Annotated in this window: 16 protein-coding genes and 1 other annotated feature; of the genes, 10 read left to right on the forward strand and 6 right to left on the reverse strand. The window is 56.2% G+C overall.

Translation table 11 applies throughout. From position 1 onward, the window contains the following. Nucleotides 1-2 precede the first annotated feature (2 nt). On the reverse strand, nt 3-476 hold the full coding sequence (gene sbmC / locus HBM95_14545; protein ID NIH44143.1) for a DNA gyrase inhibitor SbmC: 474 nt from the start codon (nt 474-476) through the stop codon (nt 3-5). Between the two features lie 119 nt (nt 477-595). Continuing rightward, complete coding sequence (dacD, locus tag HBM95_14550) at nt 596-1,762, reverse strand: serine-type D-Ala-D-Ala carboxypeptidase DacD (GenBank protein NIH44144.1); 1,167 nt, start codon at nt 1,760-1,762, stop codon at nt 596-598. A gap of 210 nt (nt 1,763-1,972) precedes the next feature. Between dacD and sbcB the strand changes: the two genes are divergently transcribed. Continuing rightward, nucleotides 1,973-3,397: an exodeoxyribonuclease I gene (gene sbcB, locus HBM95_14555; protein NIH44145.1), complete on the forward strand. Its 1,425-nt coding sequence runs from the start codon at nt 1,973-1,975 to the stop codon at nt 3,395-3,397. A 64-nt stretch (nt 3,398-3,461) separates the two neighbouring features. Here sbcB and plaP read toward each other — a convergent pair whose 3' ends face one another. The 4 genes from plaP to HBM95_14575 form a co-directional block, all read right to left on the reverse strand. Further along, nucleotides 3,462-4,820, reverse strand: coding sequence for a putrescine/proton symporter PlaP (plaP, locus tag HBM95_14560; GenBank protein NIH44146.1), 1,359 nt, complete (start codon nt 4,818-4,820; stop codon nt 3,462-3,464). Beyond that, nucleotides 4,810-4,872: a membrane protein YoeI gene (gene yoeI / locus HBM95_14565; GenBank protein NIH44147.1), complete on the reverse strand. Its 63-nt coding sequence runs from the start codon at nt 4,870-4,872 to the stop codon at nt 4,810-4,812. Before yoeI ends, plaP begins: the two co-directional genes overlap by 11 nt. A gap of 219 nt (nt 4,873-5,091) precedes the next feature. Further along, complete coding sequence (locus tag HBM95_14570) at nt 5,092-6,021, reverse strand: LysR family transcriptional regulator (protein ID NIH44148.1); 930 nt, start codon at nt 6,019-6,021, stop codon at nt 5,092-5,094. Nucleotides 6,022-6,062: 41 nt separating this feature from the next. After that, nucleotides 6,063-6,887: an SDR family oxidoreductase gene (locus HBM95_14575; protein NIH44149.1), complete on the reverse strand. Its 825-nt coding sequence runs from the start codon at nt 6,885-6,887 to the stop codon at nt 6,063-6,065. Between the two features lie 175 nt (nt 6,888-7,062). Here HBM95_14575 and hisL point away from each other — a divergent pair, with 175 nt between their 5' ends. The 9 genes from hisL (at nt 7,063) to HBM95_14620 (ending at nt 14,279) form a co-directional block, all read left to right on the forward strand. After that, the gene (gene hisL, locus HBM95_14580) at nt 7,063-7,113 is read left to right on the forward strand and encodes a his operon leader peptide (GenBank protein ID NIH44150.1); all 51 of its coding nucleotides are present in this window, start codon (nt 7,063-7,065) and stop codon (nt 7,111-7,113) included. After that, nucleotides 7,089-7,212: a sequence feature (His leader region), on the forward strand. It overlaps the preceding gene by 25 nt. 45 nt (nt 7,213-7,257) lie before the next feature. After that, a complete protein-coding gene (hisG, locus tag HBM95_14585; protein ID NIH44151.1) occupies nt 7,258-8,157 on the forward strand; it encodes an ATP phosphoribosyltransferase in 900 nt (299 codons plus the stop codon). Nucleotides 8,158-8,162: 5 nt separating this feature from the next. Continuing rightward, nucleotides 8,163-9,467 (forward strand): histidinol dehydrogenase, encoded by a 1,305-nt coding sequence (hisD, locus tag HBM95_14590; GenBank protein ID NIH44152.1) that lies wholly within the window; start codon nt 8,163-8,165, stop codon nt 9,465-9,467. Then, entirely contained in the window at nt 9,464-10,525 is a 1,062-nt protein-coding gene (hisC, locus tag HBM95_14595) for a histidinol-phosphate transaminase (GenBank protein NIH44153.1), read from the forward strand. The genes hisD and hisC overlap by 4 nt, the downstream gene beginning before the upstream one ends. Further along, complete coding sequence (hisB, locus tag HBM95_14600; protein NIH44154.1) at nt 10,522-11,589, forward strand: bifunctional histidinol-phosphatase/imidazoleglycerol-phosphate dehydratase HisB; 1,068 nt, start codon at nt 10,522-10,524, stop codon at nt 11,587-11,589. The genes hisC and hisB overlap by 4 nt, the downstream gene beginning before the upstream one ends. Then, nucleotides 11,589-12,179 carry an imidazole glycerol phosphate synthase subunit HisH gene (gene hisH, locus HBM95_14605; protein NIH44155.1) on the forward strand — a complete coding sequence of 197 codons (591 nt, stop codon included), beginning with the start codon at nt 11,589-11,591 and terminating at the stop codon, nt 12,177-12,179. The genes hisB and hisH overlap by 1 nt, the downstream gene beginning before the upstream one ends. After that, nucleotides 12,179-12,916 (forward strand): 1-(5-phosphoribosyl)-5-[(5-phosphoribosylamino)methylideneamino]imidazole-4-carboxamide isomerase, encoded by a 738-nt coding sequence (gene hisA, locus HBM95_14610; GenBank protein ID NIH44156.1) that lies wholly within the window; start codon nt 12,179-12,181, stop codon nt 12,914-12,916. Before hisH ends, hisA begins: the two co-directional genes overlap by 1 nt. After that, a complete protein-coding gene (gene hisF / locus HBM95_14615; protein NIH44157.1) occupies nt 12,898-13,674 on the forward strand; it encodes an imidazole glycerol phosphate synthase subunit HisF in 777 nt (258 codons plus the stop codon). The genes hisA and hisF overlap by 19 nt, the downstream gene beginning before the upstream one ends. Further along, on the forward strand, nt 13,668-14,279 hold the full coding sequence (locus HBM95_14620; protein ID NIH44158.1) for a bifunctional phosphoribosyl-AMP cyclohydrolase/phosphoribosyl-ATP diphosphatase HisIE: 612 nt from the start codon (nt 13,668-13,670) through the stop codon (nt 14,277-14,279). Before hisF ends, HBM95_14620 begins: the two co-directional genes overlap by 7 nt. Nucleotides 14,280-14,283 lie beyond the last annotated feature (4 nt).

The raw sequence follows: 14,283 nt of genomic DNA on the forward strand, positions 1-14,283 counted from the left end.
GCTTAAACCGTTTTGTGCTCTACCGCGATATACATTTCAATGTCCCAATAGCCGTCCGCATTGCCGTCGTTAAGATAGCGTTCGAAGCAGGGTTTGAGCGCCATCTGGTATTTACTGTCCTGCAATAAAGAATTGAAGAACTGATACCACGGCGTCGCAAAGTCGTAGTTTTCCACGCGCGCCGTCGCTACGGCGTAATCCCCGCCAGCGATTTCCGTCATCATGACGCCTTCGCTGTTTTCCGGGATAACGAAATCATCCGGTACCGTAACGGCCGTATCGCAGCGCAGTTTTTCTGCCGGGACCTCATCGGGGTTATCGTAGTAGACCGCAACCCACTCCAGCGGCTCAATGTGACGCCCGTCCACCCACATAACCAGCTGTTCAAAGCCCTGCTTAACCGTTTTTTCCCACGGCCCAACAAGATGAAAACCCGCAATCTTACGTTTCTGTTGCTGCTTGATGCTGTAGTCCATGCTGCCTCCGTTTATTACTGTATATTTATACACTATAAAGCTGGATTACTATTATCGGCAAACGAGGAGTGTTTATTATGTGAGCAGACTCGCAACCCTGCCAGTCTGCCCATCAGCGGTTAAAGCGTGTGGTGCAGATAATCGCTCAGGCGTGAGAATACGCCTCCCTTATCAACGGCTTCCAGAGTGACCAACGGCCAGTGCGCCACGACCTTGTCGCGATCGTAGAGCTGGATCTCCCCAACCCGCTGATGCGCGGCAATCGGCGCTTCCAGCTCTTTTTTATCCAGAACGTATTTAGCCTTGATGTTCTGCACTTCCGCTTTCGGTAACGCCAGCCAGAAGTCCTGATCCGTCCCCAGATTTATCTGTTCTTTATCGCCGTACCAGATACGCTCTGTCCCCACTTTTTTACCATTATGCAGGATCTGCACCGTATCGAAGTTCTGCTGTCCCCAGTGCAGAAGCTTACGCGCCTGGTCTTCGCGCCCTTTGGGGCTGTCGGCCCCCATCACCACCGCGATTAAACGACGCTGTCCGTCAACGGCAGACGCAATCAGGTTAAAGCCCGCGCCCGAGGTGTGCCCCGTTTTCAGGCCGTCCACGTTCATGGTTTTATCCCACAGCAGGCCGTTACGGTTCTGCTGAGTGATCCCGTTCCAGGTGAGGCTCTTTTCGCTGTACATATGGTAAAAATCAGGCTCACCGTGAATGATAGCCCGGGAGAGCACGGCCAGATCGTAAGCGGAGCTGTGCTGCCCTGGCGCATCCAGCCCGTGGACGGTTTCAAAGTGCGTATCGCGCAGGTTCAACTTCTGCACGTAGTCGTTCATCATCTTCACAAACTGCGGCTGCCCGCCCGCCACGTGGTCGGCCAGCGCCACGCAGGCATCGTTGCCGGAATCGACAATCAGACCGCGGCTTAAGTCACGCACGGAGACGCGATCGCCCTCTTTCAGGAACATCAGCGACGAGCCGTCAAAAACCGGGTTGCCTTTGGCCCACGCGTCACGCCCTACGGTGACAATGTCATCCGGCGTAATACGGTGGCTGTCAATGGCCCGATCGACTACATAGCCCGTCATTAGCTTAGTGAGGCTCGCCGGATTACGTTGTTGATGTTCGTTGCCCGCCGTTAAAATTTGACCAGTCGTGTAGTCCATCAGCACCCAGGACCCCGCCTGAATGGCTGGAGGCTGCGGCGAAAAATCCAGTGGCTCAGCCGCAAAAGCAGATGAGACACTCGAAGCGAGTAAAGAAACAGCAATAAACAGACGGCGTTTCAACGGTATATCCTCAGGTCATTAAAAATCGATGACCTTTTTACGGGAGTTCTGATGTCGTTACCTGGCTTAATTGCAAAAAAATGTGACAGAACGCAGGTTTTCCGCTGAAGTTCCCTCGCAAATTTACGCCATGCCGGCGCTTTTTATTCGGTCTGACCCGCGCGATCGTTTACCATAGTGGCGTCATTTTTTAACAGGATGGTATTACTGGTGTCTGACTCTGCCGCACGCCCGACTTTTTTATTCCACGACTACGAAACCTTTGGCACGCATCCGGCGCTGGACAGACCGGCGCAGTTTGCCGCCATCCGTACCGACGACGAATTCAACATCATTGGCGAGCCCGAGGTCTTTTACTGCAAACCGGCTGATGACTACCTGCCGCAGCCCGGCGCGGTGATGGTCACCGGGATAACACCGCAGGAAGCCCGGGAAAAAGGCGTTAACGAAGCAGAGTTCGCCCGCCGCATCCACGATCTGTTTACCGTTCCCAATACCTGCGTGGTTGGCTACAACAACATCCGTTTTGACGATGAAGTGACGCGCAACATCTTCTATCGAAACTTCTACGATCCGTACGCCTGGAGCTGGCAGAACCGCAATTCACGCTGGGATCTGCTCGACATTATGCGCGCCTGTTATGCCCTGCGTCCTGAAGGCATTAACTGGCCGGAAAATGAGGAAGGGCTGACGAGCTTCCGGCTGGAGCACCTGACGCGCGCCAACGGCATCGAGCACAGTAATGCCCACGATGCGATGGCGGATGTCTATGCCACCATTGCCATGGCGAAGCTGGTGAAAACCGCGCAGCCCCGGCTGTTTGAATATCTGCTTAGCCACCGCGGCAAGCAGAAGCTCATGACCCTTATCGACGTACCGCAGATGAAGCCCCTGGTGCATATTTCCGGCATGTTTGGTGCCTGGCGCGGCAATACCAGCTGGGTTGCCCCGCTGGCCTGGCACCCGGATAACCGAAATGCGGTCATCATGGTGGATTTGGCGGGGGATATTTCGCCGCTGCTGGAGCTCGACAGCGATACCCTGCGCGAACGGCTTTACACCCCGAAAAATGAACTCGGCGCTCTGCCTGCGGTGCCGGTCAAACTGGTGCATATCAATAAATGTCCGGTGCTGGCGCAGGCGAACACGCTGCGTCCGGAAGATGCCGACAGGCTAAGCATCAACCGTCAGCACTGTCTGGATAATCTGAAAGTGCTGCGCGATAACCCACAGGTGCGCGAGAAAGTGGTCGCTATTTTTGCCGAGGCGGAGCCGTTCGTGCCGTCTGAAAACGTGGATGCCCAGCTCTACAACGGCTTCTTCAGTGATGCCGACCGTGCAGCCATGAATATCGTTCTGCAAACCGAGCCGCGTAATTTACCGGCGCTGGACATCACCTTCGCCGATAAGCGCATCGAAAAGCTGATGTTTAATTACCGGGCGCGCAACTATCCCGGCACGCTGGACGAAGCAGAACAGGCGCGCTGGTTGCAGCATCGTCGTAACGTGTTTACGCCAGAATATCTGCACAGCTACGCGCAGGAGCTGGAGATGCTTTACGGCCAGTACGAAGGGAATACAGAGAAGCAGACGCTGCTGAAAGCGTTGTTCCAGTACGCGCAAGAGATAGTGTGAAATTCAGATATAAAAAAACCGGAGCCTTTGAACTCCGGTTTTTTTTCGCCCGTTGGCGCTGCGCTTACGCGACGTCTTCGTACTGAGGAACCGGGTTACGGAAGCTCTTGGTGACGCAAGCCAGGTAAACCAGACCGATACCAGCCCAAATCAGGCCAAGCACCATTGAACTCTCTTCCAGGTTAACCCACAGCGCGCCCACGGTCAGGGCACCGCACATCGGCAGGAACAGATACTGGAAGTGATCTTTCAGCGTCTTGTTACGCTTTTCACGGATCCAGAACTGAGAGATAACCGACAGGTTAACAAAGGTGAACGCCACCAGCGCACCGAAGTTAATCAGCGCCGTTGCCATCACCAGGTCAAAGTTAATCGCCAGCAGCGCAATAGCACCGACCAGGATGATGTTCATCGCCGGGGTACGCCATGTTGGATGAACATAACCGAAGAAGCTTTTCGGGAATACGCCATCGCGGCCCATTACGTACATCAGACGCGCAACGCCTGCATGCGCGGCCATACCGGACGCCAGTACGGTGATGGTGGAGAAGATCAGCGCGCCGACCTGGAACGCTTTACCCGCCACATAGAGCATGATTTCCGGCTGAGATGCATCCGGATCCTTGAAGCGAGAGATATCCGGGAAATACAGCTGCAGGAAATAGGTCGAGAAAATAAAGATCAGACCGCCAATCAGCGCCGTCAGGAAAATAGCACGCGGAATCACGCGCTCTGCATCTTTGGTTTCTTCAGACAGGTTGCTGATCCCATCAAAACCGGTAAAGGAGAAGCACAGAATGGTTGCCCCGGTAATCATTGGGATCACATGGGCATCACCAGACCAGAACGGCTTACTGCTCGCCAGTGTGCCCGCGCCTTCGCCATGGAACACGCCGTAAATGACCATGCCAAGAATAACGGCAATCAGGACAACCTGAAGCACGACAATTACGGAGTTAAAGTTGGCAACGGACTTGATGCTGCGCAGGTTAAAGGCAGTCATAAAGGCTACCAGCGCCACGACGAACATCCAGGAGGGAATCGACGGCACCAGCGCTTCAAAATAAATTTTTGCCAGCAGAATGTTGATCATCGGCGCGAACAGATAGTCGAGCAGCGACGACCAGCCCACCATAAAGCCAACCGTCGGGCTGATGGATTTCTGGGCATAGGTGTAGGCGGAACCGGCAGACGGATAGCGACGCACCAGTTTACCGTAGCTCAGCGCGGTGAAGAGGATCGCAATCAGCGCGAAGCCGTATGCCGTCGGCACATGACCGTCTGTGAGGCCTGATACGATACCGAATGTATCGAACAGCGTCATCGGTTGCATATAGGCCAGGCCCATCATAACAACCGGAATCAACGTAAGCGTTTTACGTAATTCCACGCGAGAGGTGTTTGGAGTTGCGTTATGCGACATAGTTATTCTCCTTTACGGTGATAACCGCCACGTAAGCGAAAAATTGCCCCATTTCTTTCTTCCTCAGCGACAACAACTGTCGGATTTTAGTAAATATCTATCCGGTACGAAGCCCGGCCTCTTGGTTTTTAGTTTCGTTTCGTACATGCAAAAAAAAATAACCGACGCCTTTTATATCGTCGATTATTCATTTGGTTGCAGCGGCGGCATTTTGCCCCACATCGGATACAAAAGGCAATACTTTGCAACGCACCGGGTAATTTTCTTTTTGCTAACTGGCTGATTTCTCGACGCTACCCTGAGAGTAAACGTCGGCGATAGCACTATTTGCTAAAATTTCGTCCCGCCACCAGGCGCTGGCCAGCCCGGCGGTTTGTTCGTTCCAGCCCACCCATACCGACTCGTTACTGCTTTGAGCAAGTACCTGTTTTTCAACAAGCGCACCGCTGTCAATAAAGCGCTGCGCCAGATAGCGGGGTAAATAGCCACAGCCCAGACCGCTAATTTGCAGTTCCAGCTTGGTTTTAAAGTCAAAAACGGTGATGGCCTCCTGCTCATCCAGCAATTGCGAGGAAACCGCACATTCCGCGCGCGAGCTGTCCCCCACGACAATCGCGCGGTAGCCCTTTATGACGCGACGGTTAAGAGGCTCAGGTTCCTGAGCCAGCGGATGATGGGGCGCCACGGCAAATACCTGCTCCAGCACGCCGAGTCGGGCAAAACCAAATTCGCTCAGCTGAGGAGGCTCATGCAGTGCACCGACAAAAATGTCCGCCCTGCCCTGTGTTAAGGCATCCCAGGAACCGCCCAGCACGCCGTTGATGAAAATCAGCCTGGTGACGCTGTGATGCTGATAAAACGTTTCAATCAGCGGCGTCAGGAGAGAAAATGGAAAGGTGTCATCCACGCCAATCACCAGCTCGTTCTCCCATCCCTGATGGAGCTTGACGGCCTGCTTTTCCAGCTCGCGAACGGTATGCAGAACCTCACGGCCTTTTTCCAGCAGCATCTGTCCGGTGCGGGTAAAACGGGCGCGGTGCCCGGTGCGATCGAGGATCTGGATATTGAGATCGCTTTCCAGTTTTTGAACGGTGTAGCTCAACGCCGAAGGGGTTTTGTAAAGCTTTGCCGAGGCTGCCGCAAAGCTTCCCTCTTTTTCCAGTGCATCCAGAATAATAAGAACATCCAGCAGCGGTTTCATGCTCGCCCCCTTCTGGTGTGCGATTGTCTCCGCTGCAGGACTTATTCCATGGGCATCACCAGCGGATCGGGATACTGATACTCAAACCCCAGCTCATGACAAATGCGATTGCCATCAACAATTTTACCTTTACTGTCATTCTTTGCCTCACCGAAAACCGGCGCCGCCAGGCCCAGCTGACGTGCCATCAGTGGGTAAAACGTGCTGCGCGCCGGATGAGACGGTGCACATATATTATAGATGTGTCCGCCTTTTGGAGCCTGTAAGAGTAGCTCAATCGCGCCAATAACATCCTCCAGATGGACAAGATTCACGCCATGCTGACCGTCGGGCGCCGTCTTTCCGGCGAAGAAGCGTCCCGGATGGCGACCAGGGCCCACCAGCCCCGCCAGACGAACGATATCGACCTGCGTGCCGGGAAGATTATGCAGCCAGTCTTCCAGCTCTTTCAGGACCTGACCGCTCGCGGTAACGGGACGGCGCTCGGAACCCTCTTTCACTACGCCCTCAGCATCGCCATAGACCGACGTCGAGCTGGTAAAAATAATGCGCGGAACGTGATGCGCCAGCGCGCTGTCGACAATCTCCTGCATCGCCTGCAGATAAAATGATTCACCCGGGCCACTGCGCCGCGCGGGTAGCGTTATCACCAGCGCATCCACGTTCATCAGCGTGTCCAAATCGTCCGCATCACACACCAGTTCCGGTTCCAGACGCAGTTCAACGCCATCAATACCGCACATTCGCGCCGCTTCGACCCCATCTCGGGTGGTCTTGCTCCCGGTCACCTGCCAGCCTTTCGCGGCTAATGACATCGCCAGCGGCATTCCCAGCCATCCTAAACCGACAATCGCGACCTTTTTCATGCGAATTCTCCTGACTCTCACTCGTCTTTCATAAGGCTACGCCAGCCCGGCAGAACACACAATTCATAGCATCAATATGAAATGAATTAATGATCAAAAAAAGCCCTTGCAATATGTCGTACAACTGGTTTAGGTTAAAAGACATCAAATGAATAAGCATTCATCGAGAATTTATATGACACGCGTTCAATTTAAACACCACCATCACCACCATCATCCTGACTAGTCTTTCAGGCGATGTGTGCTGGAAGACGTTTGGATCTTCCAGTGGTGCATGAACGCATGAAAAAGCCCCCGGAAGATCTTCTTCCGGGGGCTTTTTTTTGGACCGAATTCAGACAGGTTAAAACAGGTTAACGAGGAATAAAGAATGTTAGATAACTCACGCTTACGCATAGCTATTCAAAAATCAGGCCGTTTGAGCGACGACTCACGCGAACTGCTGGCCCGCTGCGGGATTAAAATTAACCTGCACACCCAGCGCCTGATTGCTCTGGCTGAAAACATGCCCATCGACATTCTGCGCGTGCGTGATGACGATATTCCCGGCCTGGTCATGGATGGTGTCGTTGACCTCGGCATCATCGGTGAAAACGTACTGGAAGAAGAGCTGCTGACCCGCCGCGCGCAGGGCGAAGATCCGCGTTACTTCACCCTGCGTCGTCTGGACTTCGGCGGCTGCCGCCTGTCGCTGGCAACGCCGGTTGATGAAGCGTGGGACGGCCCGGCCGCGCTGAACGGCAAACGTATCGCCACCTCCTATCCTCACCTGTTGAAGCGCTATCTCGACCAGAAAGGCGTGCAGTTTAAATCCTGCCTGCTGAACGGCTCCGTTGAAGTGGCACCGCGTGCGGGTCTGGCAGACGCCATCTGTGACCTCGTCTCTACCGGCGCGACGCTGGAAGCGAACGGTTTGCGCGAAGTGGAAGTGATCTACCGCTCTAAAGCGTGCCTGATTCAGCGCGATGGCGAGATGGCCGACGCCAAGCAGCAGCTGATCGACAAACTGCTGACCCGCATTCAGGGCGTCATTCAGGCGCGCGAATCGAAATACATCATGATGCACGCCCCAACCGAACGTCTGGAAGAGGTCATTGCTCTGCTGCCGGGCGCTGAGCGCCCAACCATCCTGCCGCTGGCGGGCGATCAGCAGCGCGTGGCGATGCACATGGTGAGCAGCGAAACCCTGTTCTGGGAAACCATGGAAAAACTGAAGGCGCTGGGCGCAAGCTCCATTCTGGTGCTGCCTATTGAGAAGATGATGGAGTAATGGCCATGAGCTTTAACACAATCATCGACTGGAATACCTGTAGCGACGCACAGCAGCGCGAGCTGCTGATGCGCCCGGCAATTTCCGCCTCAGAAAGCATCTCACGCACCGTGGCGGAGATCCTGGACAACGTCAAAGCCCGTGGCGATGACGCGCTGCGTGAATACAGTGCAAAATTTGATAAGACGGAAGTCGGCGCATTACGGGTAACCGAGCAGGAAATAATTGACGCCAGCAACCGTCTGGGTGACGAGATCAAACAGGCGATGGCCGTCGCGGTGAAAAACATTGATACCTTCCACACCGCGCAAAAGCTGCAGACCGTGGATGTCGAAACCCTGCCCGGCGTGCGTTGCCAGCAGGTCACGCGCCCGGTTGCATCAGTGGGGCTTTATATCCCCGGCGGTTCAGCGCCGCTGTTCTCGACCGTATTAATGCTCGCCACGCCGGCGCGTATCGCCGGATGCCAGAAAGTGGTGCTTTGCTCACCGCCACCGATTGCCGACGAAATCCTTTATGCGGCGAAGCTGTGCGGGGTGCAGGCGATCTATAAAGTGGGCGGTGCGCAGGCGATTTCTGCCCTGGCATTCGGGACTGAATCCATTCCGAAGGTCGACAAAATCTTTGGCCCTGGCAATGCGTACGTGACCGAAGCCAAGCGCCAGGTCAGCCAGCGTCTGGACGGCGCGGCCATCGATATGCCTGCCGGTCCGTCTGAAGTGCTGGTCATTGCCGACAGCGGCGCAACGCCTGACTTCGTGGCCTCCGACCTGCTTTCACAGGCGGAACACGGCCCGGACTCACAGGTGCTCCTGCTGACGCCGGATGCCGATATGGCGAAACGCGTGGGTGAAGCCGTCGAGCGCCAGCTTGCCGACCTGCCCCGCGCCGACACGGCACGCCAGGCGCTCGCGGCCAGCCGCCTGATTGTGGCGCGCGATCTGGCGCAGTGCATTGCCATCTCCAACCAGTACGGCCCGGAGCACCTGATTATTCAGACCCGCAGCGCGCGCGATCTGGTCGACAGCATCACCAGCGCCGGCTCGGTGTTCCTCGGCGACTGGTCACCGGAATCCGCGGGGGATTACGCCTCCGGCACTAACCACGTGCTGCCGACGTACGGCTATACCTCTACCTGCTCCAGCCTTGGCCTGGCGGATTTCCAGAAACGCATGACCGTGCAGGAACTCTCCCGCGAAGGGTTTGCCTCACTGGCCTCCACTATTGAGACCCTGGCCGCCGCCGAGCGACTGACCGCCCACAAAAATGCCGTGACGCTGCGCGTTGTAGCCCTGAAGGAGCAAGCATGAACATTGAAGAGTTAGCCCGCGATAATGTCCGTCGCCTGACGCCTTACCAGTCTGCACGTCGTCTGGGCGGAAACGGGGACGTCTGGCTGAACGCCAACGAATTCCCGACTGCGGTGCAGTTTGAGCTGTCGCAGCAAACGCTGAACCGCTATCCGGAGTGTCAGCCGAAGGCGGTTATCGAAAACTACGCGCAGTACGCGGGCGTGAAGCCGGAGCAGGTGCTGGTCAGCCGCGGCGCGGATGAGGGCATTGAGCTGCTGATCCGCGCGTTCTGCGAGCCGGGCAAAGACGCGGTGATGTACTGCCAGCCTACCTACGGCATGTACAGCGTCAGCGCCGAAACCTTCGGCGTGGCGTGCCGCAACGTGCAGGCGCTGGAGAACTGGCAGCTCGATTTGCAGGGCATTGCCGACAATCTCGATGGCGTGAAGGTTGTCTTCGTCTGCAGCCCAAATAACCCAACCGGGCAGATTATCAACCCGCAGGATATTCGCATCCTGCTGGAGATGACGCGCGGTAAAGCCCTGGTGGTCGCGGATGAAGCCTATATTGAGTTCTGTCCGCAGGCAACGCTGGCAGGCTGGCTGAAAGAGTATCCGCACCTGGTCGTGCTGCGCACGCTGTCGAAAGCCTTTGCCCTTGCAGGTCTGCGCTGCGGATTCACGCTGGCGAATAAAGAGGTCATCGACCTGCTGCTGAAAGTGATCGCCCCGTACCCGCTCTCGACGCCGGTTGCCGATATTGCGGCACAGGCGCTGACGCCGCAGGGCATAAATGCAATGCGCGAGCGCGTGGCGCAGATCCTGGAAGAGCGCCAGTACCTGGTGACAGCCCTGAAGGATATTCCCTGCGTGGAGCAGGTGTTCGACTCGGAAACCAACTATATCCTGGCGCGCTTCACCGCCTCCAGTGCCGTATTTAAATCTTTGTGGGATCAGGGCATTATCTTACGAGACCAGAATAAACAACCTTCCCTGAGCGGATGCCTGCGCATTACCGTAGGCACCCGCGCAGAGAGCCAGCGCGTGATTGACGCCCTGAAAGCGGAGAAAGTATGACCCAGAAGATCCTTTTCATCGATCGTGACGGCACCCTTATTTCGGAGCCACCAGCCGATTTTCAGGTCGATCGATTCGACAAGCTGGCTTTTGAACCGGACGTGATCCCGGTGCTGCTTAAGCTGCAGAAAGCCGGATTTAAGCTGGTGATGATCACCAATCAGGACGGTCTGGGTACTGACAGCTTCCCGCAGGCGGACTTTGACGGTCCGCATAATCTGATGATGCAGGTGCTGACCTCTCAGGGCGTGGTGTTTGATGAGGTGCTGATTTGCCCGCACATGCCGGCCGACGAGTGCGACTGCCGTAAGCCAAAGGTGAAGCTGGTTGAGCGCTATCTGGCCGAAGATGCGCTGGATAAAACCAACAGCTACGTCATCGGCGATCGCATCACCGATATTACGCTGGCGGAAAACATGGGCATCGCGGGACTGCGCTACGATCGTAACGATCTTAACTGGGCAAAGATTGGCGAGCAGTTGACAAAACGCGACCGCTATTCCCACGTTGAGCGCAACACCAAAGAGACGCAGATTGATGTGAAGGTCTGGCTGGACCGTGAAGGCGGCAGCAAGATCCACACCGGCGTCGGTTTCTTTGACCACATGCTGGACCAGATTGCCACCCACGGCGGTTTCCGCATGGAAATAGCGGTGAAGGGCGACCTTTACATTGACGATCACCACACCGTGGAAGATACCGGCCTGGCGCTGGGTGAAGCCCTGAAGCTGGCGCTCGGCGACAAGCGCGGCATCAACCGTTTCGGCTTCGTCCTGCCGATGGACGAGTGCCTGGCGCGCTGCGCCATGGACATTTCAGGTCGTCCGCACCTGGAATATAAAGCTGATTTCACCTACCAGCGTGTGGGCGATCTCAGCACCGAAATGGTGGAGCACTTCTTCCGTTCATTGTCCTACACCATGGGCCTGACGCTGCATCTGAAGACCAAGGGCAAAAACGATCACCACCGCGTGGAGAGCCTGTTTAAAGCCTTTGGACGTACGCTGCGCCAGGCGATCCGCGTGGAAGGCGATGCCCTTCCCTCATCAAAAGGAGTGCTGTAATGAACGTGGTGATTCTGGATACCGGATGCGCCAACCTCAACTCCGTAAAATCGGCCATTGCGCGCCACGGCTATGAGCCGGTGGTAAGCCGCGATCCGGACGTTGTCTTGCGCGCCGATAAGTTATTCCTGCCGGGCGTTGGCACCGCGCAGGCCGCGATGGATCAGATTCGCGAACGCGAGCTGGTCGATCTGATCAAAGCCTGTACCCAGCCGGTGCTGGGCATTTGCCTGGGCATGCAGCTCCTGGGCCGCCGCAGCGAAGAGAGCAACGGCGTTGACCTGCTGGGCATTATTGACGAAGACGTACCGAAAATGACCGACCACGGTCTGCCTCTGCCGCATATGGGCTGGAACCGCGTTTACGCCAAAGCGGGCGACCGGTTGTTTCGCGGCATCGAAGACGGCGCGTACTTTTACTTCGTGCACAGCTACGCCATGCCCGTAAACGCCAATACCATCGCCCAGTGCAATTATGGCGAGGCGTTTACTGCGGCGGTACAGAAAGACAATTTCTTCGGCGTGCAGTTTCACCCGGAGCGCTCTGGTGCCGCGGGTGCGCAGCTGCTGAAAAACTTCCTGGAGATGTGATGATTATTCCCGCTTTAGATTTAATTGACGGCACGGTTGTCCGTCTCCACCAGGGCGATTACGGCCAGCAGCGAGACTACGGAAACGACCCGCTGCCGCGTCTGCAGGATTATGCCGCTCAGGGGGCCCAGGTACTGCATCTGGTGGATTTAACGGGTGCGAAAGATCCGGCGAAGCGCCAGATCACGCTGCTTAAACAGCTTGTTGCTGGTGTTGACGTGCCCGTCCAGGTCGGCGGTGGCGTGCGTACGGAAGAGGACGTCGCCTCGCTGCTGGACGCTGGCGTAGCCCGCGTGGTGGTAGGGTCAACTGCCGTGAAAGATCCTGACACGGTGCAAGGCTGGTTCCGCCGCTTTGGCGCCGACGCCCTTGTACTGGCGCTGGACGTGCGCATTGACGAGCAGGGTAAAAAGCAGGTTGCCGTCAGCGGCTGGCAGGAAAACTCCGGCGTGACGCTGGAAGAGCTGGTCGATATCTATCTGCCCGTTGGCCTGAAGCACGTACTGTGCACGGATATCTCCCGCGACGGAACGCTGGCGGGCTCCAACGTCTCGCTGTATGAAGAGGTCTGCGCGCGTTATCCGCAGGTTGCGTTCCAGTCTTCTGGCGGTATCGGTGATATAGACGACGTGGCCGCGCTGCGCGGTACAGGTGTACAGGGTGTGATTGTGGGCCGGGCCCTGCTGGAAGGTAAATTTACTGTGACGGAGGCGATTCAATGCTGGCAAAACGGATAATCCCTTGCCTGGACGTACGCGATGGTCAGGTCGTGAAAGGCGTACAGTTCCGCAACCACGAAATCATTGGCGACATCGTTCCGTTGGCAAAACGCTATGCCGATGAAGGCGCAGACGAGCTGGTCTTTTATGATATCACCGCTTCCAGCGATGGCCGCGTGGTCGACAAAAGCTGGGTGGCACGTGTGGCGGAAGTGATCGACATTCCGTTCTGCGTAGCGGGCGGGATTAAGTCCGCTGACGACGCTGCCAAAATTCTCTCTTTTGGGGCCGACAAGATTTCCATCAACTCCCCTGCTCTGGCCGAGCCGGAGTTGATTACACGCCTGGCCGATCGCTTTGGCGTGCAGTGTATTGTGGTTGGAATCGACACCTGGTATGACGCCGCAACGGGCAAGTACCACGTCAACCAGTACACCGGCGATGAAAGTCGTACCCGCGTCACCCAGTGGGAAACGCTCGACTGGGTGCAGGAAGTGCAAAAGCGTGGCGCAGGCGAGATTGTTCTCAATATGATGAACCAGGATGGCGTGCGTAACGGGTATGACCTCGAGCAGCTAAAAAAAGTGCGCGCGGTCTGCCACGTTCCGCTGATTGCCTCCGGCGGCGCGGGCACCATGGAGCATTTCCTGGAAGCCTTCCGCGATGCGAACGTGGACGGTGCCCTTGCCGCCTCCGTGTTTCACAAGCAGATTATCAATATTGGTGAGTTAAAAACGTACCTGGCCGACCAGGGCGTGGAGATCAGGGTATGTTAACAGAGCAACAACAGGCGCAGCTGGACTGGGAAAAAACTGACGGATTACTGCCGGTGGTTGTACAGCATGCCGTCTCGGGCGAAGTGCTGATGCTGGGTTATATGAACCAGGACGCGCTGGCAAAAACGATCGACAGCGGCAAAGTGACGTTTTTCTCGCGCACGAAGCAGCGCCTGTGGACCAAAGGGGAAACCTCGGGGCACTTCCTGAACGTGGTCAGCATGACGCCAGACTGCGATAACGACACCCTGCTGGTGCTGGTAAACCCAATCGGCCCAACCTGCCATAAGGGCACCAGCAGCTGCTTCGGCGAGACGAGTCATCAGTGGCTGTTTCTGTATCAACTGGAGCAACTGCTGGCGGAGCGTAAATCGGCGGATCCTGAGAGTTCTTATACCGCGAAGCTGTATGCCAGCGGGACTAAGCGCATTGCGCAGAAGGTGGGAGAAGAAGGCGTTGAGACGGCGCTGGCCGCGACAGTACATGACCGGGAAGAGTTGACGAATGAAGCATCTGACTTGATGTATCACCTGCTGGTGCTGCTGCAGGATCAGGAGCTGGATTTGACGGCGGTGATTGAGAATCTTCGAAAGCGTCATAAATAAAAAA

This window comes from Enterobacter asburiae (assembly GCA_011754535.1).
Lineage (GTDB): Bacteria > Pseudomonadota > Gammaproteobacteria > Enterobacterales > Enterobacteriaceae > Enterobacter > Enterobacter cloacae_N.